The organism is Carnobacterium gallinarum DSM 4847 (genome assembly GCF_000744375.1).
GTDB classification, from domain to species: domain Bacteria; phylum Bacillota; class Bacilli; order Lactobacillales; family Carnobacteriaceae; genus Carnobacterium; species Carnobacterium gallinarum.
Genome location: NZ_JQLU01000003.1, coordinates 1 through 21802 on the forward strand (window position 1 = coordinate 1; position 21802 = coordinate 21802).

The window sequence follows — 21802 nt, forward strand, 5'->3', positions numbered from 1 at the left end:
CTTCTAATTCTTTTGTAGTCGCATTCCATTTTCCATAACGCATATTTTCTGCGATTGTCCCTGTAAATAACAAGGCTTTTTGTGGGATAAATCCAATTTTCTTACGCAAAGCACTTAACTTATAATCCCTAACGTCAACACCATCTAATAAAATACGCCCTTTTGTTACATCATAAAAGCGAGGAATCAGCTGGATTAAAGTGGATTTCCCACTTCCTGTACTTCCAATAAAAGCAATGGTTTCACCTGGTTTAGAGCTAAAGCTAACATCACGAATTACTGGTGTTTCAGTATTTCCTGGATATGCAAAAGTCACATTTTCAAAAGTTAAGTAACCATGTGTTTCTGTTTCTGTAACGCCATTTTCATTTTCAGTAATAACGGCTTCAGTATCTAATACTTCTTGAATCCGATTGGCTGAAACAGCCGCTCTTGGATACATCATAAAAACATTGGCAAATAACATAAACGAGAATAAAGCATGGAAAATATATTCAATAAAAGCAATCAATTGCCCTACTTGTAAATTTTCTAAACTAATTTGCATTGCACCAAACCACATAACACAGGCAAATATCAGGTTGAAAACAACTGAAAACCCTGGTTGAGCAGCTGCCATTAATTTAAACAAGCGTTTTGAAATCGTTGCATAAGCATCATTTACTTTTTCAAAACGTGCTTCTTGAAATTTTTCGTTTACAAAGGCACGAATTACACGTAACCCTGTTAAATTTTCACGTAGATTTAAATTAATTGCATCTAAATTGCCTTGTTGAACTTCTGATAAAGGTTCAGATTTTTTCCCTATAATAACTACTCCGACTAACAAAAAAGGAATAGCAACAAATACAACCCAAGATAACGATGGACTTGTACGAATAATCATGACAAAGCTAGAAATAAACATTAAAGGTGTCATCATTCCCATTCTGAGAATCATTTGCATAAATTGCATAACTTGAAAGGCATCATTCGTTGTTCTGGTAACTAACGATGAAACTCCAAACTGATCGTACTCTCGATGTGAGAATGATTGTGTCTTTTCAAATAAATCGTCCCGAATATCGCGAACAATACTTGTGGTGATTTTACTTCCGCAATAAGCTAATAAAATTAAAGCGACTAATCCAATCAAACAAATCGCTAACATGACCACACCATAGTATTTAACTACTTCAAAATCATTTTGGGAAATCCCCTTATCAATCATCTGAGCCAATATTGTTGGCAATCCCAACTCAATCAAAATAAAACCAAACACACAAAGAAAATTCAAGAAGACAAGCCCCTTATATTTTTTTGTATAATTCCACATTAATTTCAACAAATCATCTCCTTTGACTTACTATTATAATCAGCTTTCTAACATGATTTTGTAAAAAAGCTCAATATATTCACTATACCACAAAGGATAAAAAAAAGTCAGCTGTTTTCCTGAATAGGAGTCATTTTTTAGTGATTTCCCCATAAAAATGACTCCTATTCAACAATTGCTTCTATTCGTTCAAATAAAATAGAATTGATTCCACCTAACAAATCTTCACTATTACCTCCACTCTTTTAACATTTTTTTCATTGTAAGAAAATAAAATAACTTCCATTATTGTTTATTTTTTTCATAAAAACATCCCTCTACGATTTACTTTCTATACTTCATACGTAAATTATGGTAGAATAATCATACAATGTTGTGATTCAAGCACAACCATCGTTCGGAGTATGTTAAAAAGTTAAGTTAATTCTAACTTAATTAAAAAACTTTTTATCTATTGATTTATCCTACATTTACTAATGAAACAAAACTACCTATGGTTTCATTAAGCTCCTAAGTAACCTTAAATGCAGTCTTCTGCCTTATGTTTTCTTAGTCAGCACATATTTTTATTTATGGTGCTAGTCGCCTTTATTTTTTTATGACTAATTTTTACTGGATTTTTCTAGTAAAGTAGGATTTCATAGCTAATTTAATAACATATTTTCAACGTTGTTTGTCAAACAATATCATTGCTATAGATTATTTTTTTATTAAATAAAATCACTGCATATGCAGTACAAAATAAAGGAGAGAAAAATATGATTTTTAAAATCACTTATCAAGAAACAAAAGTTAGAAATCCAAAACGTGAGGATACAAAAGCACTGTATGTCGAAACTGAGGACGCTGTTCAAGCACGTAAACTTGTTGAAGAAAATACCCCTTACAATATTGAATTTGTTCAACCAGTTGACGACAAGCATTTAGCTTATGAACAACAAAGTCCTGACTTTGAAATTACGGAGTTTTAACCCATGAAACCAACTATAAAAAACAATGAAGCTGCAGTCTTTGGCATCGGGGGGCTAGGGGAAATTGGTAAAAATACCTATGGTGTACAATTTCAAGACGAGATTATCATTGTTGATGCGGGTATTAAATTTCCTGAAGATGATTTATTAGGAATCGATTATGTGATTCCGGATTATAGTTACATTGTACAAAATATAAATAAAATCAAAGCTTTAGTTATTACCCATGGGCATGAAGATCATATTGGTGGAATACCCTTCTTGTTAAAGCAAGCGAATATTCCTATTTATGCTGGTCCATTGGCTTTAGCTTTAATTCGTAATAAATTAGATGAACATGGTCTTTTACGTGATGCAGTTTTACATCAAATCGGGGAAGATTCTGTTATTAAGTTCCGTAAAACAAGCGTGACTTTCTTCCGAACAACCCATAGTATTCCAGATGCATTAGGTGTCGTTGTTAAAACACCACCTGGTAATATTGTTTTAACTGGTGACTTTAAATTCGATTTTACCCCAGTTGGAGAACCTGCAAACTTGCATCGTATGGCCAAAATCGGGGACGAAGGTGTTTTAGCCTTATTATCTGATAGTACGAATGCTGAAGTTCCTAACTTTACAAAATCAGAACAAATTGTTGGAGAATCCATTACAAGTATCTTCCAAAAAGTTGAAGGTCGAATTATATTCGCAACTTTCGCTTCAAATATTTCTCGTTTACAACAAGTAGCAAATGCTGCTGTTCGTACTGGACGAAAAATTGCTGTCTTTGGTCGAAGTATGGAAGCAGCCATGATAACAGGTCGTCAACTAGGTTACATCACTGCTCCTGAAGATACTTTTGTTGATGCTCAAGAAATCAATCGTCTTCCTGCTGGAGAAGTTACAATTCTTTGTACAGGATCTCAGGGTGAACCTATGGCTGCTTTAAGCCGAATTGCCAATGGAACTCATCGTCAGATTTCAATTCAACCTGGAGATACTGTTGTTTTCTCAAGTTCACCTATTCCAGGTAATACAACAAGTGTCAACCGTGTCATTAACTTGCTTTCTGAAGCAGGTGCTGAAGTTATTCATGGTAAAGTGAACAATATCCATACTTCTGGACATGGTGGTCAGCAAGAACAAAAATTAATGTTGCGTTTAATGAAACCAAAATTCTTTGTTCCTGTTCACGGAGAATTCCGTATGCAGAAAATCCATACAACTTTAGCGAATCAAGTTGGAATTCCAAAAGAAAATTCTTTCATACTTGCAAATGGAGACGTCTTAGCTTTAACTGCTGAATCAGCACGAATGGCTGGTCACTTTAATGCTGGTGATGTTTATGTAGATGGCAAAGGAATTGGTGATATCGGCAACGTTGTTTTACGTGATCGCCGTATTCTTTCTGAAGAAGGCTTAGTTGTAGTTGTTGTAACGATTAATTATAAAACTAAAGATATTCTAGCTGGGCCTGATCTTTTATCTCGCGGCTTTATCTACATGCGTGAATCTGGCGATTTAATTAATGAAGCTCAACGTGTTATCTTACGTTCATTAAGAGAAACTATTCAATCAGAGGACAAAATTACTGAACAATTGGTTAAAGAAACCATTATAGGTAGTCTACAACCTTTCTTATTTGAAAAAACAGAGCGTCATCCAATGATTTTACCAATCATTATGCCAGTTTAAATCTTATTAAAAAAGAACTTAAAATAACATAAACCACAAGAAATTCAGTTTGAAAATGCTGATTTCTTGTGGTTTATTATTTTTATTTAACTAATTTTAACTTTTTGCCTAATAGTCAATACTATTTAACACTAAATTTTTTAGATTTGCCAGTTCCCTACAATATCTTTTGAAATTTTCGGATAATACTTTCTTTCATTTGCTACATACTCCACTGCTTGCTTTACAGTTAAATTTAAAATAACTGTAAAAAATTTAGTTGGATCTGTTTGAGAGCCATGATAAATTCTTTTACTCAATAAGGCATCAGCCGCAAGCTTTTGTAATGCTGGTACTAAAGCCTGCGCCTCCTTAAGAGTTCTAACATTTTTCGTTACGATAAAGAAAGAACCATCTGATTGAATAACTCCAGCGCAATCTGTCTGATTATAGTTTGGTACAATGCCAGCAACTTGCTTTTGGAATTGTGGCACCAATTGAACTGCTTGCGCATAACTAAATCCTTTTGCAGTAATTGTAAACGTCCCATTTGCTCCTGAACCGCCTTGAACTTGTTCAGCTAAAAAAATACCTGCATAACGCTTACGGAGATCTTTTGCAATGCTTTCAGCTGTTGCTTTTGTTTGATTTAAAATATCAAGTTTCATATATTTACCGCCTTTTATTTGACCAGCAGTATTTAAATTTGGATTAGTTGGATTTGGTATCGTTCCACTACCATTTAAAATACCATACCAACTTTCAGCCCAAACACCACGTTGCGGTTGATTTGGATTTGCTGGACGTTCATAGTTGTTGATAAATACTTTAGCCAAATAAGTTGGACTTTGAGTACTTTGACTAAACTGTCTAAAGTTTAATGGATAGGCACCTGTTGCATAAAATTGTTGACCATTTTCTAATTCCCATTGTATTCGTCGACATTGAGTATCTACTGTTCGATAATTTAAGCCATTACTATTTGCCCAATTAACAAGATTCGATTTCGGTGTCCATTGGACTAATCCATAACCACCGCCACCACCAACTTCATCTCGATCAGCAATAAGTCCTGATTCCCCTTGCATATTTCCTAACATTCCACTAATTGCTTGTGGAGTCCAACCTTTCCCCCTAAAAAACGAATAAACTGCTTTTGCATTTTCTGTTGCATTTTCTGCCATCTCTTTTTCCCCCTTACTATTTTTATTGAATGCTAGCGATCCAACACCCATATAGTATCATTCTAAATACACAAAAAGCTTTTAATTTCTGAACAAATCCACAACAAATAACTGACATAATTAAGAGAGTACATCTGCTTAGCAAATCCACTACTCTTAATTATTCTAATATTCTAAAATATAATTATTTTTATACTAAAATTTTCTTGTTATAAATTAAACTAATGTTCACAAACTGTTCGCTTTACACGAAGAACATTTGTTCGTATAATAGGTTTATTAAATTATTTAGGAGGACTTCTCATGTCAATCAAAATGGACTACTCTGAGGAACTACATGAAGATATTATCTGTGTTGATGTGAAATCCTTTTACGCCTCCGTCGAATGCGCAGAAAGAGGACTTAATCCATTAAAAACAATGTTGGTCGTAATGTCTAATGGAGAGAATGCTGGTGGTTTAGTACTATCTGCCTCTTCTGCTGCAAAAAAAAACTTGGGAATTTCCAACGTATCACGGAAATATGATTTACCTAATCATCCTGATTTACTCATAGTCCCTCCTAGAATGTCTCTTTATCTAGAAAAAAATAAAGAAATTCTTAGCATATTTAGAAAATACGCTACTGAAGAAGATATTCTAATCTATTCTATTGATGAAGCCTTTATTAAAGTCACTAATGTCAAAAAGCTTTTCAAAGCCGATGCCTATCAGATTGCTAGAATGATTCAACAAGATATCTTTCACCATTTAAATCTTTATACCACTGCTGGGATCGGAGACAATATGTTATTGGCTAAACTTGCTTTAGATAATGAGGCTAAATATACAAGCGATATGAAGGCTGAATGGCGCTACAACGATGTACAAAGTAAAATTTGGACCATTCATCCAATCACTAATTTTTGGGGTATCGGGAATCGGACAGCGTTAAGATTACACCGGCTAGGAATTAACACCATCAAAGAATTAGCATTAGCCAATCCAGTTCAGCTCAAAAACCAATTTGGTGTAATCGGAGAACAACTCTATGCCCATAGTTGGGGAATCGACCGAAGCGATATTACTGAAAAACACCTCACTCTTGAAAAATCCTATAGCAACTCTCAAATACTCACCAAAGATTACATTGTCCGTGCTGAAATTGAACTAGTTATCAAAGAGATGGCTGATCAAGTAGCCCGTCGCATTAGACAACACCACTGCCAGACAACTTGTATCCATTTAACTATCGGCTACTCTAGCAATTCAAATGAAGTGGGTTTTAGCAGACAAATGAAAATATCTGCTACAAATTCAACAAAATTACTGGCTCACTATTGTTTATTATTGTTTAACAAGTATTATTCTGGTGCAGCAACTCGACAGATTAGCATTACTTATTCTAAATTTATTTATACTACTGACATTCAACTTGATTTATTTCAAGAACCCGATAGTCAAATCGGACAACTTAATTTAGAGCTTCTTGTGGATCATGTTCGAGATAAATACGGCTTCGCTTCATTGGTTCATGCAAGTTCTTTAACTAATGGAGCTACCGCTATTAAACGCAGCCATTTACTTGGTGGGCATGCAAGTGGACTTATGAATAAAAAAGGAGCGAATTCAAATGATCAATCATTTTAACAAAAACTATCACGATCGCGGCACAATAAAATGGCTGGGAATGTATTTATCTGAACACACTGAATCTATGAATAAAGAAAAAGAACTACGTGGAAAACAAGTGTCCGCTAAAAGAAAAATGAATGAACTAGAAATTGCAACGGTTCTCAACGAAGCTATCCTTCATTCAAAACAAGTTACAATTCAACTAGAATCCATTGACTCAGAGAACCAGCACAGCGAGGATATCTTTGGCATTCTAGAAGGACATGATGAACAAGGTATTTATGTTAATCAGGTGAACATTGGCTACGATGATATTCGACATATTGCGGTTTATCAACCTTTGAAATGGAGCAATTTAGAGCTTAAATGAACATTATCAGAGCTTTCACCTAAAATTCCTTCTGTATATAAGGATTCTTTCAACTTTTCCCGTATTTATGGTATTTCCTAAACAATTAATGAAAGAATGTTGATTTAACAAGCATTCCATGACAAAAGTTAAGATTTCGTTAATTTGACTAAGTACATTTCTATAGGTATAATTAACTTAATATTTTATTTCTAAATGCAAAAAAGTCTCACTTTAGTTTCCCAAAACCTAAAGTGAGACTTTTTTATTTTTTAACTAATATACTCGTAACTTGGCTCATCCAAAGTTTCATCATAATCTACTTTTAAATCATGTCCTCTAAAGTACCATTCATCAGCTTCTTCAACAAAATACGTCACACCATCAACTTCAATACTTCCCAATGGCAATTGCGGCGCTGTCAATTCAATCCCTATAGAAAAGCCAGTTTGAATTGGACTAGATCCACCATATTTACCAAAAAAACGAACAGAATCACCCTTACCAATTCCAACCTCATCCTCAAACCATTTTCTTGCTCTATCGGTAATTTCTATTTTCATCTATTTATTGCACAAAAAGCAATCTCCTGTGCATCCTCCTTTCGCCTAAGCCTTACACTTTCATTTTAGCACAACTAGCTTAAAAACCACACTTTGCTGTTTGGTCTTTTACTCATTAAGGCATTTTAGCTTCAAGGCGTTCTAAATCGTCAACAGCTCCCACAACCATTAGCGTATCGTTATCTTGAATCAACTCCTCAGCAGCTGGAGAAATAATCATTTGTTGCCCACGGCGCATTCCAATTACCGTCAAACCAAATTTTGCTCTAAAGTTTAATTCAGCTAAAGTTTTATTAAAAAACTTAGGATTTGTCACTTTCAATTCGACTAAAGAATATTCTTCAGATAATTCCAAATAATCTACTACATTTTTTGATACTAAATGATGCCCAATCCGAATTCCCATATCACGTTCAGGATGAACAACATGATCTGCACCAATACGTTCTAAAACTTTTCCATGATATTCATTTTGAGCTTTTGCTGTTACAAATGGCACACCCATTTCTTTAATCATTAAGGTTGCTAAGATACTAGCTTGGATATCTTCACCAATTGCCACAATCACATGATCAAAGTTACGAATTCCTAATGAACGTAACACACTTTCATCCTGAGCATTTGCCACTACAGCATGTGTGGCAATATTCATAAATTCATTTACTCGGTCTTCACTAGAATCAATCACTAAAACATCTTGTCCAGCCTCTACTAATGTGCGACAAATGCTCCCACCAAATCGTCCTAAGCCAATAATTGCAAAATTCTTTTTCATTTATTGTTCCTCAACTTTCAACCATAATTTTCTCTACATTCAGTATAGCAAAAAAAAGAACAAAACAAAAATACATCTATTTTTGTTTTGTTCTTTTTCATTCAATTAAATGATGTTTAAAAGCATAAATTGCCGCTTGTGTACGGTCTTCAACATTTAATTTGGCTAAAATATTTGATACGTGGGTTTTTACTGTTTTTAATGTAATAAATAATTGATCTGCAATTTCCTGATTGGAATTTCCTTGGGCAATCAATAATAAAATTTCTTTTTCACGATTTGTTAAATCATCATGTAAAACAGGTTCTTTCTTTTTAGTAAAACGTTCCATCATTTTACCAGTTACTTCCGGTTCTAAAATCGATTCGCCCGCATATGTAGAACGAATTGCGTTTGCGATTTCACCTGCCGTAGAAGTTTTCAGCATATAACTTGAAGCACCTGCTTCTAAAGCTGGATAAACCTTTTCATCGTCAATAAAGCTCGTCACAATAATAATTTTTGCTTCTGGCCAATCGCTTAAGATTGCTTTCGTCGATTCAATGCCATCCATTACATCCATTACTAGATCCATCATAATAACATCTGGACGCAGCTGAAGAGCCTTCTCATAGCCAATTTTACCGTTTTCAGCTTCCCCTATTACTTCAATGTCTTCTTGTATTGATAAATAAGCCGAGACACCTAGACGTACCATTTCATGATCATCAATCAATAGAACTTTAATCATCCAATCCACTCCCTTTTATTATCGGTATTTTAATTTCAATACTTGTGCCTTTTCCAGGAAAACTAATAAATTTGCATGTTCCACCCATTCCAGCCACACGTTCTTTAATATTTTGCAAACCGTAATTGCCAGCTTTTGTTTCATTTGTATCGAATCCAACACCGTCATCAATTACTTTTAATAGAACTAATTGGTCAATCTGCTTCAAATAAACTTCAAGTTCCTTAGCTTTTGAATGACGTAATGTGTTTGATAATAATTCTTGAACAATTCTAAAAAGATGATCTTCCACTCCATTTGGTAAATAAACATCATCTACTTCCCATTTAAGCTGAATTTGCACCTTTGATTTTAACTCAATCAATAATTGTTCAATTCCTTTTCTCAAGGTCTTACCTTCTAAGCTGATTGGACGTAAATGAAGCAATAATGCACGCATTTCAGATTGAGATTCATTGATAATACTTTCGACCATTTTTAACTGTTTTTGGAAAATTTCATTTGAGTTTGCTGCTGCCTGTTCATTTAGTGCAGATAACATCATCATTGCTGCAAATAATTGTTGGCTAACGGAATCATGTAACTCTCTAGCCAAACGATGACGTTCTTGAGTCAGTATTTCTTCTTTCGTTTCACCATCAACTAAAATAGGTTGATTTCCATTAATTTGAACTTCTTTGGATAACTCTACTAATTTATCATGTAAAGACAAGATATGTCGTTCAATATCTTCTTGGTAAACTGAAGACGTTTCTAAATCTAATTTTCTTTGTTCAAAGATTGTGCTTTCATAATTTCCTTCAGCTAAATATTGTAATTCATTCTCAATTTGTAAAAACTCTTTTTGATTCATAAAATAGATAATCGTAGTGACAATTAAACCGATAATTATTGCAAAACCAATTAAATAGACTAAATAAGGAATATATAAAAGTCGAATTGAGATTAAATCCATATACCAAGAATTTTCTGAAATTGCCGAACCATAGGCAATTGAGATCAAAACCATAATGACAAAGGAAAAAAAAGTAATTGAAAGAAAGAGCTTCTGATTTGCAGCTTTTTTCATATTCCAATCACCTCTAAATCCCCAAATAAAATATTAGTAATAATTTTAATTTTTCTTGAACTTTGTTCATAATGTGAGCTGTACAGTTTGACTGACTCATTTTGAAGTCCAAAGCTTTCTCCTTCAAAACTAACTTTCCCACGTAATGTACTATGCTCAATCATAATTCCCACATCAAGCGGCACTAAAATTCGAGTTTTACCAAACCCTTTACGAATGACAACAAAACTTTCATCTTTAGGCAATAACGTATTTCCTAAATCAACAATTGTGTCACCAGCAAAAATACTAAAATTAATATCATCCCATTCAAAAACGGAGTTTCCGATTCGTTCGCTACCAATCCATGAACGTTTCAAACGTTTATTGTTTTTTTCACTTGATGCTTCTGTTTCAATAATCATAATTTCTTTACGTTTCCATGGAGCATTAGAAAAATCGGCGGCGTTCATATTTGAAAACAAAGTGCTTCCGTTTAATACAAAGAAAATAACCGCAATTACAATCATTGCCCAAAATAAATTCGCAGACAATAAACCAAAGATCATTAATAAAGCGCCTAAAACTAACCAGAAGTTATTATTGTGTTTCTTTTGTAATTTTCTTTTTAAATTCCAGATAACTAAAAGTGCTCCAATAAAAAAAGCAACAATCAATTGAGGAGTTTTAAATATTTGATAGAGCAAACCAATAAACAGCAGTCCTTCTAAAAGGATAAATAGTTTCCAACTTTTGTTCATTCTGTCTCCCTCCTCTGCTTTTTATTCTAACCTAAGTATAGCCATTTTTCTACTTATATACAGTGTGCTAAAGCATGATATCTAGCTACGACTTAAGTCTGAATTTGTTCATTGGTACAAAAGGAAAAGCTGCCCCAATGAGCAGCTTAATTTTGTATCCTCAAAAAGAATGAATCTTCTTCATTCCATCACTTAATTTTAAATTTAAGCAATTTTAGTGATCTTAACTTGCATATCTCCACCTGGAGTTGAAATCGTTACTTCTTCATTAATGCTTTTTCCTAGTAAAGCTTTAGCAATTGGTGAATCATTTGAAATTTTACCAGAAAAAGGATCTGCTTCAGCACTTCCAACAATTGTATACTCTTCTTCTTCACCATCTGGTAATTCAATGAAAGTAATTGTATGACCTAAGGATACTTTGTCCTTATCATTATTGTTATCAATGATTTGAGAGAAACGAATCATTGTTTCAATTGTTGTAATGCGCCCTTCAACAAAAGCTTGTTCATCTTTCGCAGATTCATATTCTGAGTTTTCAGAAAGATCTCCAAAACTACGTGCAATTTTAATGCGTTCAACGATTTCTTTTCTTTTTACAGTAATTAATTCTTCAAGTTCATTTTCAAGATTTTTTTTTCCTTCTAATGTCATTGGATATACTTTTTCTACCATTTCCTTAACTCTCCTTCTAAACACTATCTGTATTGACAGATAGTTCAGCGCTATCATGATTTTGAAAGCGTACTAATTTTTATTTTTTAATAGTGCTAAGATACCACGAAGCGAGTGAATTGTAAACAACATTCTGTTTATTTTTTTAATTTATTTTATTTATTTGTTAAGATAGAATGAATTTTCGTCGTCATTAAATCAATCGCCACTTGATTTTGTCCGCCTTCTGGAATAATTATATCGGCATATTTCTTCGTTGGCTCAATAAATTGATGATACATTGGCTTCACAACACTTAAATATTGTCCAATAACAGAATCTAGAGTACGACCACGTTCGTCCATATCTCGCTTAATACGTCGTATAATCCGAATATCATCATCTGTATCCACATAAACTTTAATATCCATTAGATCGCGCAAACGTTCATCTTCTAAAATCAAAATACCTTCAATAATAATGACTTCTTTTGGTTCTTGCACAATAACTTGATCACTTCGAGTATGTGCAGCATAATCATATATAGGTTTTTTAATTGTTTTATAAGTAATTAAATGCAATACATGCTGTATCATCAAATCTGTATCAAAAGCAAACGGATGATCATAATTTGTTTTTAAACGTTCTTCAAAATCCATTTGACTTTGATCTTTATAATAGAAATCTTGCTCTAGTAATAAAATTGAATGTCCTGAAAATTGATTGAAGATTGCTCGACTGACACTTGTTTTCCCACTACCTGATCCACCAGTTACACCAATAACAATTGGCTTGCTTTTTCCCATAACTACAATTACCTCTTTCCTTGTGAAAAGCATTGAGTCAATTGACTCAATGCTTTTTTTGTAACTTTATTCGCTTATTTTTTTACTTTACTATCAATATATTTCTCTTTTAGAACTAAATGTTCTTCATACGTTTCTGCATAATAGACTTTTCCAGTATCTGTATCCGCTAGGAAAAACAGATAATTTGTATCTGCAGGATTTAAAGCAGCTTTGATAGCTTCTAAACTTGGACTATTAAATGGTCCAGGACCAAAACCTTTATTTGCATATAGATTGTATGGAGAATCAACTTCAGTTTCTTTGATTGAGATAAATTCCTTATGTTCACCTAATGCATAAAGCACACTAATATCCGTTTGTAATGCCATGTCCTCTTTAATTCGGTTATAGAACACACTAGCAATTTTTGTACGGTCATCGTAAGTGACACCTTCTTTTTCTAATAAAGAAGCGACTGTTAAGACTTGTTGTACTGTTTTTGCTTGTCCGTTAATGGTTCCATAAAATGGATACAGCACTTCATTTGTTTTACTAATCATTTTTTCAACAATTTCATTTAAGGTCATGTTGGATGAAAAATCATAGACAGCTGGGAATAAATAACCTTCTAATCGATATTTTACATTTTCAGCAGCCATTGCACTATCTAATAATTTAGGATACTTTTTATGCATTTCATTAACAAATTCCTGATCTTGAATCAATTCCATAAAGTCTTTTTCTTTAAATTTCGTTGAATCTGCAATTGCTTTACCAATTTCATCTAAAGTATATCCTTCTTTAATCAAAATTATTTTGGAAGGATCCGTACCTCCACCTTTTTGTAAATCTTTGATAATCGTATCTAATGTCATTGAAGGTGAAAATTCATAGAAACCAGCTAAAAAGTCAGCAGCATTTTGAGTTTTTACGTAGTAATTAAAAACTAATGCACTTTTTATAATCTTTTTATCTTCTAAAATCTTAGCGATTTCTTTTGAAGTTGAACCAATTGGAACTTCAACAGAAAGTTTCTTCTCGCTCTTAGGATCTAAAGGTTTCAAGGAACTTGTTACGTAACTATAGCCAACTAATCCCAATATGACTAATAAAACCACCAATACTGAAATTATACTAAGTACAATTTTTCTCACCATGTTTGACTCTTTTTCTCTCTCTAATGTTCTTGAGTGCGATTCAGCTGTAAGTTTTTCCTTTTTTTCAGACTGATTCTCATTGTTATTTCCCAAGAAAGACCCTCCTAACTACAAATTAAAGAACTCTATTCTTAATCTTCCTTTAATTTCTTAACTAAACTAACTTCAACCATTATACATGATAATTTTATTAATGAGAACTAAAATATAAAGAATTAAGCAGAAATTCTCTTAATCATCTTTTAATTTCCATAAAGTAAACTTTAGCTTGTATTCTCAACTCTACTATTTTATCTTATCTTTTAAAAATATCCTAGTGAAATTTTGTTTTTTATAAAATTATTAACAACTCTTTCCTCTTCAATGTAATATAGTTCCTTTTTAACACTCAACAATATATAAGTACCATTACTACAACTAAGGTGGATTTTAGTGAGTGTTTTGAGAGCTAAATCATGGGAGAACAATGATAAAATTTTTCAATCCGTTACCCAACAAATAGCGGCCTTAAAAAAATATGGCTAATAAATAAAACAAATTTACTGAAAGACTACAATTTAATTTATTTTTATTTAGTCAAAAAAAGTTTTTCACCCTTTCACTGAATTACAGAGGGTCCTAACTATCCTGTCATCCATTTTTCTGATTATCTTGTAACTTCCTACTATAATATACTCCCTCTCATCACAGCATATCTGAGAGCTAGTTAAAGAATGCTCGTATTCTTTAACTAGCTCTTCTAAAAACTATAAAAAAAGAATTTGCTTTTCCCTATCCACTTATTCCAGTTTATAGTTGTAGCTATTTATTGACTATCTATCACACTTTATCTATACAAAAAAAGCTAAGCCCCAATCAGGGACTTAGCTTCAAATTAAGTTCTATTCTTCTTCATCTGCCATGAAAGTATTTAAAACTTCTTCAATCATATCCCATTCTTCATCTGTTTCAATTGGTTTCAAGTCGCCTTGATCGCCATTTTCTTGTTCAACATATGAGAATGCTTGTAATTCTATTTCTTCACCTTCAGGAATTCCTGCTGGGTAAACTAGAACGTATGATTTACCATAATCATCTGAATCAAATGTAAAAAGAATTTCGTATAATTCTTCATTTCCATTTTCATCAATAATTGTGATATGTTCATGATCGTGGTGTTCATCACCATGGTCGTGGTTGTGATCGTGTGACATTCTGCAACACTCCTTTAAAAATATGTGGTCTCAGCTTCATTCTACAGCATATTGATAAAAAAAGCTAGCTCGGATTGCCATCTAGATAGTTTTGCAAAATCATCACTGCTGCTACCTTATCAATGACTTTTTTACGTTTTTCTCGAGAAGTATTCGCCTGTTCGATTAACATTCTTTCAGCCTGAACTGTTGTTAAACGCTCATCTTGAAAAGCAACTGGCAAATCTATCTGCTCTTTCAATAATTCTGCATAACGCATTGAAGCTTCTGCACGAGGTCCAATTGAATTATTCATATTTTTAGGTAAACCGATGACGAATTTAGTAACTTCATATTCTTTGACTAATTCTAGGACACGAGAAATACCAAATTCTTCTTCATCTTCATTAATCCGAATAATTTCAATACCTTGCGCAGTCCATCCAAAAGGATCACTTATGGCAATTCCTACTGTTCTAGAACCTACATCTAATCCCATTGTTCTCATTTATTTGTATGGTCACTCTCTTTCAAGTATGTCTTGACTAGCTCTTCAACAATTTCATCACGTTCATGACGTCTAATTAAATTACGTGCATCTTTATGACGTGGAATATAGGCAGGATCACCTGAAAGTAAATAACCAACTATTTGATTAATCGGATTGTATCCCTTTTCTTCTAACGCGGCATAAACTAATGTCAAGGTTTCTTTAACATTTTTTTCATGGTTTTCGCCAAAATCAAAACGAACTGTTTCATCTATTGAACTCACACTCTACACCCCATTCTTTATTGCCTCTAATCTATATTCTACAAGAAAGTTTAACAAACTACAATGTCTATTCGTATTTCATTTTTTAAGTTTTTCTTTTTTTTCTTACAATTCTTTAGAATAAAACATTTTTTAATAAAAAATTGGAAATTGTAACCGTAAATTCATCCTACTAGTTTTAAATTTTTAGCTTAATTAGTATTATTATCAACAGTCTTCTCTGGTTCACTAGTAAATTTCACTATTTTTAACTTAAGATTTTGATAATCATCTTCGTCTACCTTAACGTCTGCCGTTATTTTGAAGCTTTCCACATTTTTGGGTTTATTTAAACTAAACTTATAACTTGTATTATAGGCTACATCATAAACAATGTTGTATTCTTTTCTCCCAGTTTGAGCAATACTAGCTACTTTAATATCAAAAGAAACACGGTTTATTCCTTCTTCTGCTTGCATTGTTTTAATATACTCAGCAAAGGCCTTGTATTGTTCATTCTCTACACCCTCAGAAAAATAACCAATAAATTGTTTTTCGCTTGTAGCATCTGATTTAGGAATCCTACTACTAATTTCTCTATAAATACTGGATAATTGTTGTTCTGCCTGATCTTCACTCAATTGATTTTCAAAATCTGAATAATAGGTAGAAGAATAAGTCGTAATTTCTTCTTTTTCAGTTTTGATTGTACCCCAATCATATTTCTTTTTTAATTGTAGCTGCATTCCTTTTTCAAAGGCAATAGGTCCAACTTCTGTCTCACCATCTTTTATACTAGCAACCTTTTTATCATTTACAAAGACTTCTGCTCCATCTACATTGCTTTCCACAGTAAATTTGACACTCGTTAATTCTAAATCAACATTGCTAGTTACACTACCCAAAGTATAAGAAATAGTTTCTTTTGATTCATTGTGTAATTTTTCATTCTTAAGTTTTGCTTCTGATTTAAAAATGAAATCCCCAGGTAAATACGGTCCAACTTTTGTTGAATAAGATTTTTTGTCTGATTTTGCTACTTTTTCTTGATTAACATAAATTGTAGCATCTTTCCTATTAGTTGAAAGTTCCACATAGACTGGTTGAATTTTAAAGTTATATTTATCAAAAAATAATAAATGTTTGCCTTTTTTTTCTAAAGCAATATCTGACAGTTGATAATCGAACAATCCATTGCTATTTTTCAGACTTGATTCTAAACTTGCTAGGTAGCCTTTATTTTTACTAATAAATTTAATATAAGAGCCAACATTTTTTTTATCTAATTTTAATTCTCGATCGTCACTTACCAACATTTTAGTTACTTGATTCGTATTTTTTGTTTCAAGGGCTGTGACAAAGCGTTGAACTTGCTTTTCTTTAGTATAATACGTTTTCCCAAATGAAAAAATCCCAACACTGATCAACAGTACAACACCGATTAAAATAAATACCGTCTTTTGCTTCTTTGTTAGTGGTTTTCTAACTTTACTTTCTTTAGTATCTACTATCTTTTCTGTACTTTGATTGAACTCAATTTCAGGTCGATTTCCTGTCATTTCAACATGCAATGCGCTAAATTCATCATTTTGTTCAGTTGAAACAAACGAACTTCCACAATTCTCACAAAACAAGCTTTCTTCTTGGTTTTCTTGATGTCCACAATATAAACAATTTTTCATCTATTTCTCCTTCATACTAGTCTTTTTTGTATCTATTTTTGTTAGAATAAATAACTGAAGATGCTGCTCATGTCTGAAAACATGCTAGTTAGTAAAATTTTGATAATAAGTGTTTGAATAATAAAATTGCCTAACCAACTAATTGTAATAATATAAATTCGATCTAATGAGCTATCATTTTTTGGAATAATTAAAGAAATTGTAAAAGCAATGGCAAAGATCATCAAAGCTACTATTAGTAGGTAAAGAATGGTTGTGATTAATGTCACATTAACAACTAAACTTAACAGTGCGCCAACAGCAATTAAAACTACACCAGGCATCATCATTCCAGAAAGATGTGTCAAGTAACTAGGTAAGTTAGGATTTTGCTTCATAATAAATTTTTGCACTCCATATGGTATTCCCATAAAAACTAATGTAAAAATCAAAACTAAAATAAAGGCTTTAAAAAATGTTCCTACAACAAAACCAAAACTACTTCCGCCACCAAGGGAATACAAAGAACCCACTGTTTTTGCAGTAAAACTAGTTAACATAATTGCTACTAAAATTGAATTTAAACAAATTGTTAAATAACCAAATATTGGATTTTTTTCTTGATAAGAAGACATCGGTTTTTTTATTGTTTTTACTATAAAGCTCCAATAATCCAAAGAAATCTGTTTCATTTTCTCACTATTAAAAGTTGTTGTTTTTTGTGTATCTTTTGGCACGTCTTGCTTTTGATTCATACTTATTTCCTCAACCTCCATTTCTACAGACTCATTTCCAGCCAGTTTTTCTTTAGTAGAGCCTTCTTGAATATTGATTTCCTTTACTTCAGTTCCACAAGTAGGGCATTTCACTTCTTCTGGTAGCAATTCTGCTCCACATTTTTCACATAATTTCTTCATTTTCCAACCTCCATTTTCTAGGTATATAATAAATACCATTTTTAACTATTACATAGTTTATTCTTTTTTTCAATATAATTATACATTTTTTATTAAATAACAATAAAATAAAAAAACTATAAAAAAATTCAATTTCAAAATTAACTGAATTCTCTTATGAGTTTTTTTATTTAAAAATTCTATTTTTCTAAGCTAAATTTTTATCCAAATGGATTAAAATTATTAATAAAGTTGATTAATGTATCTTTTATAATCGTTATAAAATTCACTATTAGGTCTTGCAAAGCTTGTAAGATTTGGTTAATAATATCCATTTATTTTCAGTCCTTTCCCTATTAAAAAAATAATGTAACTGCTGGAATGGCTAAACCAATAAGAATTATTGGCAAACAGCCTGGTAACTTTCTGCGACGACGTGGTTCCTTATTTTTATGATGATCATGATTTTGCTTCTTTTTATTAGAATGTCCCATTGTAATTCCTCCATTCGTATAGTAGTTCATTACTCATCTTTTAAAGTTTAAGCGAAAACAAATGAGTGATCGTTCGTATGTTTTATATACTTATAATAATGCATTTGTACACTCTTGTCAAGAATTTGTAATTTTATTGGCTAAATTTATATTTTTACACTTCAATCCACTTTTCCAACTAGCGACAGTACGGCTAATTATTCTTTTCTTCTATAAATTAATCATAAAAAAACTTCAAAAAGTTAGAATTTTATTCTCTAACTTTTTGAAGCCTAGTTCTTTTATTTCGTTATGATTTTATCTATTTTGCAGCAACCCATTCGGTTACTTTGGAAAGAGCATCTGCTAATCCAGCTGGATTTTTCCCGCCAGCTTGAGCCATATCTGGACGCCCACCACCGCCACCGCCAACAAGTGGAGCAATTTCTTTAATTAAATCACCAGCTTTTAGACCTTTTTTAATAGTTGTTTGATTAACAGCTGTTAATAAGCTAACTTTTCCACCTTGAACAGAGCCTAAAACTAACACATCTGAAACTGCATTTTGTTTCCATTGGTCTGCAAGTTGACGTAACCCATTCATATCTTTCACTTCAACTTGTGCTGTCACAATAGTAATCCCATTAACTGTTTGAACATCTTTAAAGACTTCACCAGCTTGCTCATTCGCTAATTTAGCTTGTAAAGATTCATTTTCTTTTTGAGCTTCTTTTAATTCAGCTTGTAGCTGACTGATTTTATTTGGTACTTCTTTTGTTTGAGGTGCTTTCACTAAAGCTGCTGCTTCATTTAAGCGTTGTTGTTCAGTAAATAGGGCAAGATAAGCTTCTTCACTTGTGACAGCCTCAATACGACGTACACCTGCTCCAATACCTGACTCCGATAAAATCTTGAAGACTCCAATCTCACTCGTATTCGTTACATGAACACCACCACATAACTCAATTGAATAATTATCTACATTAACTACTCGAACATGTTCACCGTATTTTTCACCAAATAGAGCCATTGCACCCATTTTCTTTGCCTCATCAATTGTGGTTTCAATCGTTACAACTGGTAATGAAGCCCAGATTTTTTCATTCACAATTCGTTCCATTTCAACTAATTCTTCTGGCGTAATTTGACCAAAATGTGTAAAGTCGAAACGTAAATAATTTGGTGCGACTAATGAACCAGCTTGATTCGCATGCTCACCTAACGTATCTTTTAATGCACGGTGCAATAAATGAGTTGCAGTATGGTTACGAGTTATTTTACGACGTAATACTGGGTCAACAGCTAGTTCATAATCCGCTCCAACTTGTAGCTCAGTTAACACGTCAACAATGTGTAATGGCTGACCACTTGGTGCCTTCTTCACGTTGACTACTTTTGCGACAGAATTGCCTTTGGAATCTTTAATTAAGCCTTTATCCGCAACTTGTCCACCCATTTCAGCATAAAATGAAGTTTGGTTAAAGATTAGTTGGGCAGTTCCACCAGCTTTTACGCTATCAACTAATGAGTCATCACTAACAATCACTTCTAATTTGCCTGTTGTATCTGTTAAATTGTAGCCAATAAATTCACTATCCGCTTTGATTTCAGCTAACAAAGCACTTTGAACACCCATTGATTGTTCTCCACTACGAGCAGAACGTGCACGTTCACGTTGTTGCTCCATTTCAGTTTCAAAACCTTGATGGTCAACTTTTAAGCCCTCATCCTCAGCGTATTCTTCAGTTAATTCTACAGGGAAACCATAGGTATCATAAAGTTTAAAGATATCCTTCCCGTTAATTGTATCTTTTCCATCTGCTTTCAAGTCTTTCACTAGCTGACTTAAAATTGTTAGACCATCGTTAATCGTTTCATGGAAACGTTCTTCTTCTGTCCGAATCACTTTTTCGATAAATTCTTTTTGGTCTAAAATTTCAGGGTAATAACTATTCATAATTTCCCCGACAACTGGGACTAATTGATACATAAAGGCTTTGTGAATTCCTAATTTTTTTCCATGCATTACTGCACGACGTAATAGACGGCGTAAAACATAACCACGACCCTCATTTGATGGCAACGCACCATCACCAATTGCAAAACTAACTGCACGAACATGATCGGCAATCACTTTAAAGGAAATATCATCCGCTGGGTTCACTGCATATTTTTTATGATCACTCATCGCTTCAACCGCTTGAATAATTGGCATAAATAAATCTGTTTCAAAGTTAGTTGGTGCGTCTTGTAAGATTGAAACAACACGTTCTAAACCCATACCTGTATCAATATTTTTATTTGGAAGTGGCTCGTAAGTGTCATCTGGTTTATGATTAAACTCCGAGAAAACTAAATTCCAAATTTCTAAATAACGTTCATTTTCTCCACCAGGATAATTTTCTGGATCACCTTCAGCCAAATCATTAAAACTTTCACCACGATCATAGAAAATTTCTGAATCTGGACCACTTGGGCCTGCTCCAATATCCCAGAAATTATCTGCTACATCAATAATATGATCATCTGTTAAACCAACTTTTTCTTTCCATAAGCGACGTGCTTCTGTATCTTCTGGATAGACGGTTACATAAAGTTTTTCCGGATCTAACGCTAACCATTTTTCATCTGTCAAGAATTCCCATGCCCAGATAATTGCATCTTCTTTAAAGTAATCACCGATTGAGAAATTGCCTAGCATTTCAAATAATGTGTGGTGACGCGCAGTTTTTCCGACGTTTTCAATATCATTAGTTCTAATACTTTTTTGTGCATTCGTAATTCTTGGATTATCTGGAATAATTGATCCATCAAAATATTTTTTTAATGTTGCTACTCCTGAATTAATCCATAGTAAAGTTGGATCTTCAAAAGGTACCAATGAAGCACTTGGTTCTACTTTATGACCTTTTGATGCAAAGAAATCTAAATACATTTGGCGTATTTCTGAACTTGATAATTTTTTCATTTTAATTCTTCCTTTCAATTTTCATCTCATATTTTAAACATCTTTATTTATTTCCTATCGATCCATAAAACAACAAAAAAACCAGCATACTCACTGCATACAAGGACGATTTTTCGCGGTACCACCTTGTTTGCAATGATCATACTGGATGAATTCATTACCTCTTTAGTCTCGATAACGCGAGAAGCGATAGTATTTCTACTATATTTTATGAAAAGGGAGCATCGAATTTAAGGTTATTGATTTTCTTTCAGCCAAGGAAAATCTTTCTATAAATAACTAAATTAAACTGATATGGCCTTTTACTAATGTCT

The 21802-nt window shown here is 32.8% G+C and carries 21 protein-coding genes; 4 read left to right on the forward strand and 17 right to left on the reverse strand.

What is annotated here, in order from left to right; all coding sequences use genetic code 11:
• Nucleotides 1–1324 (reverse strand): ABC transporter ATP-binding protein (locus BR43_RS00900; RefSeq protein WP_034558461.1); only part of this gene is annotated, 1324 nt, incomplete at its 3' end.
• A 749-nt stretch (nt 1325–2073) separates the two neighbouring features.
• Here BR43_RS00900 and BR43_RS00905 point away from each other — a divergent pair.
• Both BR43_RS00905 and rnjA read left to right on the forward strand, forming a co-directional pair.
• Complete coding sequence (locus BR43_RS00905) at nt 2074–2286, forward strand: DNA-directed RNA polymerase subunit epsilon (RefSeq protein ID WP_034558463.1); 213 nt, start codon at nt 2074–2076, stop codon at nt 2284–2286.
• A gap of 3 nt (nt 2287–2289) precedes the next feature.
• A complete protein-coding gene (gene rnjA, locus BR43_RS00910) occupies nt 2290–3963 on the forward strand; it encodes a ribonuclease J1 (RefSeq protein ID WP_034558465.1) in 1674 nt (557 codons plus the stop codon).
• A gap of 140 nt (nt 3964–4103) precedes the next feature.
• Here the strand turns inward: rnjA and BR43_RS20280 are convergent, their stop codons facing one another.
• Entirely contained in the window at nt 4104–5126 is a 1023-nt protein-coding gene (locus BR43_RS20280) for a phage tail tip lysozyme (RefSeq protein ID WP_211252888.1), read from the reverse strand.
• A gap of 303 nt (nt 5127–5429) precedes the next feature.
• Here BR43_RS20280 and BR43_RS00920 point away from each other — a divergent pair, with 303 nt between their 5' ends.
• Together BR43_RS00920 and BR43_RS00925 are read left to right on the forward strand one after the other, a co-directional pair.
• Nucleotides 5430–6755 (forward strand): Y-family DNA polymerase, encoded by a 1326-nt coding sequence (locus tag BR43_RS00920; RefSeq protein ID WP_051933766.1) that lies wholly within the window; start codon nt 5430–5432, stop codon nt 6753–6755.
• The gene (locus BR43_RS00925) at nt 6739–7110 is read left to right on the forward strand and encodes a hypothetical protein (RefSeq protein WP_034558467.1); all 372 of its coding nucleotides are present in this window, start codon (nt 6739–6741) and stop codon (nt 7108–7110) included. Before BR43_RS00920 ends, BR43_RS00925 begins: the two co-directional genes overlap by 17 nt.
• Nucleotides 7111–7361: 251 nt before the next feature.
• Here the strand turns inward: BR43_RS00925 and BR43_RS00930 are convergent, their stop codons facing one another.
• From BR43_RS00930 to alaS, 15 genes are all read right to left on the reverse strand, one after another.
• Complete coding sequence (locus BR43_RS00930; protein WP_034558469.1) at nt 7362–7652, reverse strand: HesB/YadR/YfhF family protein; 291 nt, start codon at nt 7650–7652, stop codon at nt 7362–7364.
• Nucleotides 7653–7767: 115 nt separating this feature from the next.
• Nucleotides 7768–8427: a potassium channel family protein gene (locus BR43_RS00935; RefSeq protein WP_034558471.1), complete on the reverse strand. Its 660-nt coding sequence runs from the start codon at nt 8425–8427 to the stop codon at nt 7768–7770.
• A 97-nt stretch (nt 8428–8524) separates the two neighbouring features.
• Nucleotides 8525–9157, reverse strand: coding sequence for a response regulator (locus BR43_RS00940; RefSeq protein WP_034558473.1), 633 nt, complete (start codon nt 9155–9157; stop codon nt 8525–8527).
• Complete coding sequence (locus tag BR43_RS00945) at nt 9150–10226, reverse strand: sensor histidine kinase (RefSeq protein WP_034558475.1); 1077 nt, start codon at nt 10224–10226, stop codon at nt 9150–9152. The genes BR43_RS00940 and BR43_RS00945 overlap by 8 nt, the downstream gene beginning before the upstream one ends.
• The gene (gene liaF / locus BR43_RS00950) at nt 10223–10966 is read right to left on the reverse strand and encodes a cell wall-active antibiotics response protein LiaF (protein WP_034558477.1); all 744 of its coding nucleotides are present in this window, start codon (nt 10964–10966) and stop codon (nt 10223–10225) included. Before liaF ends, BR43_RS00945 begins: the two co-directional genes overlap by 4 nt.
• A gap of 204 nt (nt 10967–11170) precedes the next feature.
• Nucleotides 11171–11641 carry a transcription elongation factor GreA gene (greA, locus tag BR43_RS00955; protein WP_034558486.1) on the reverse strand — a complete coding sequence of 157 codons (471 nt, stop codon included), beginning with the start codon at nt 11639–11641 and terminating at the stop codon, nt 11171–11173.
• Nucleotides 11642–11796: 155 nt separating this feature from the next.
• Nucleotides 11797–12426, reverse strand: a complete 630-nt coding sequence (gene udk / locus BR43_RS00960) for a uridine kinase (protein WP_034558489.1) — start codon at nt 12424–12426, stop codon at nt 11797–11799.
• A gap of 74 nt (nt 12427–12500) precedes the next feature.
• Nucleotides 12501–13658 (reverse strand): endolytic transglycosylase MltG, encoded by a 1158-nt coding sequence (mltG, locus tag BR43_RS00965; RefSeq protein ID WP_034558491.1) that lies wholly within the window; start codon nt 13656–13658, stop codon nt 12501–12503.
• 788 nt (nt 13659–14446) lie between these two features.
• On the reverse strand, nt 14447–14758 hold the full coding sequence (locus BR43_RS00970) for a DUF1292 domain-containing protein (RefSeq protein WP_034558494.1): 312 nt from the start codon (nt 14756–14758) through the stop codon (nt 14447–14449).
• Between the two features lie 64 nt (nt 14759–14822).
• Nucleotides 14823–15245, reverse strand: a complete 423-nt coding sequence (ruvX, locus tag BR43_RS00975; protein ID WP_034558497.1) for a Holliday junction resolvase RuvX — start codon at nt 15243–15245, stop codon at nt 14823–14825.
• Entirely contained in the window at nt 15242–15511 is a 270-nt protein-coding gene (locus BR43_RS00980; protein ID WP_034558500.1) for an IreB family regulatory phosphoprotein, read from the reverse strand. The genes ruvX and BR43_RS00980 overlap by 4 nt, the downstream gene beginning before the upstream one ends.
• A 191-nt stretch (nt 15512–15702) precedes the next feature.
• Nucleotides 15703–17172, reverse strand: coding sequence for a zinc ribbon domain-containing protein (locus tag BR43_RS00985; protein WP_034558502.1), 1470 nt, complete (start codon nt 17170–17172; stop codon nt 15703–15705).
• A gap of 41 nt (nt 17173–17213) precedes the next feature.
• Nucleotides 17214–18068 (reverse strand): DUF6574 domain-containing protein, encoded by an 855-nt coding sequence (locus tag BR43_RS00990; protein ID WP_034558504.1) that lies wholly within the window; start codon nt 18066–18068, stop codon nt 17214–17216.
• 335 nt (nt 18069–18403) lie between these two features.
• Complete coding sequence (locus tag BR43_RS19780) at nt 18404–18541, reverse strand: hypothetical protein (protein ID WP_157463894.1); 138 nt, start codon at nt 18539–18541, stop codon at nt 18404–18406.
• A 301-nt stretch (nt 18542–18842) separates the two neighbouring features.
• Nucleotides 18843–21488, reverse strand: a complete 2646-nt coding sequence (alaS, locus tag BR43_RS00995) for an alanine--tRNA ligase (protein ID WP_034558506.1) — start codon at nt 21486–21488, stop codon at nt 18843–18845.
• Nucleotides 21489–21802 lie beyond the last annotated feature (314 nt).

Coding starts and splice junctions, on each gene's coding strand:
- BR43_RS00935 (WP_034558471.1), bottom strand. CDS start 8,427: ATGAAAAAGAATTTTGCAATTATTGGCTTAGGACGATTTGGTGGGAGC.
- BR43_RS20280 (WP_211252888.1), bottom strand. CDS start 5,126: ATGGCAGAAAATGCAACAGAAAATGCAAAAGCAGTTTATTCGTTTTTT.
- liaF (WP_034558477.1), bottom strand. CDS start 10,966: ATGAACAAAAGTTGGAAACTATTTATCCTTTTAGAAGGACTGCTGTTT.
- BR43_RS19780 (WP_157463894.1), bottom strand. CDS start 18,541: ATGGGACATTCTAATAAAAAGAAGCAAAATCATGATCATCATAAAAAT.
- udk (WP_034558489.1), bottom strand. CDS start 12,426: ATGGGAAAAAGCAAGCCAATTGTTATTGGTGTAACTGGTGGATCAGGT.
- BR43_RS00920 (WP_051933766.1), top strand. CDS start 5,430: ATGTCAATCAAAATGGACTACTCTGAGGAACTACATGAAGATATTATC.
- BR43_RS00970 (WP_034558494.1), bottom strand. CDS start 14,758: ATGTCACACGATCACAACCACGACCATGGTGATGAACACCACGATCAT.
- BR43_RS00925 (WP_034558467.1), top strand. CDS start 6,739: ATGATCAATCATTTTAACAAAAACTATCACGATCGCGGCACAATAAAA.
- BR43_RS00930 (WP_034558469.1), bottom strand. CDS start 7,652: ATGAAAATAGAAATTACCGATAGAGCAAGAAAATGGTTTGAGGATGAG.
- BR43_RS00940 (WP_034558473.1), bottom strand. CDS start 9,157: ATGATTAAAGTTCTATTGATTGATGATCATGAAATGGTACGTCTAGGT.
- greA (WP_034558486.1), bottom strand. CDS start 11,641: ATGGTAGAAAAAGTATATCCAATGACATTAGAAGGAAAAAAAAATCTT.
- ruvX (WP_034558497.1), bottom strand. CDS start 15,245: ATGAGAACAATGGGATTAGATGTAGGTTCTAGAACAGTAGGAATTGCC.
- BR43_RS00905 (WP_034558463.1), top strand. CDS start 2,074: ATGATTTTTAAAATCACTTATCAAGAAACAAAAGTTAGAAATCCAAAA.
- BR43_RS00985 (WP_034558502.1), bottom strand. CDS start 17,172: ATGAAAAATTGTTTATATTGTGGACATCAAGAAAACCAAGAAGAAAGC.
- rnjA (WP_034558465.1), top strand. CDS start 2,290: ATGAAACCAACTATAAAAAACAATGAAGCTGCAGTCTTTGGCATCGGG.
- BR43_RS00945 (WP_034558475.1), bottom strand. CDS start 10,226: ATGAAAAAAGCTGCAAATCAGAAGCTCTTTCTTTCAATTACTTTTTTT.
- alaS (WP_034558506.1), bottom strand. CDS start 21,488: ATGAAAAAATTATCAAGTTCAGAAATACGCCAAATGTATTTAGATTTC.
- BR43_RS00990 (WP_034558504.1), bottom strand. CDS start 18,068: ATGAAGAAATTATGTGAAAAATGTGGAGCAGAATTGCTACCAGAAGAA.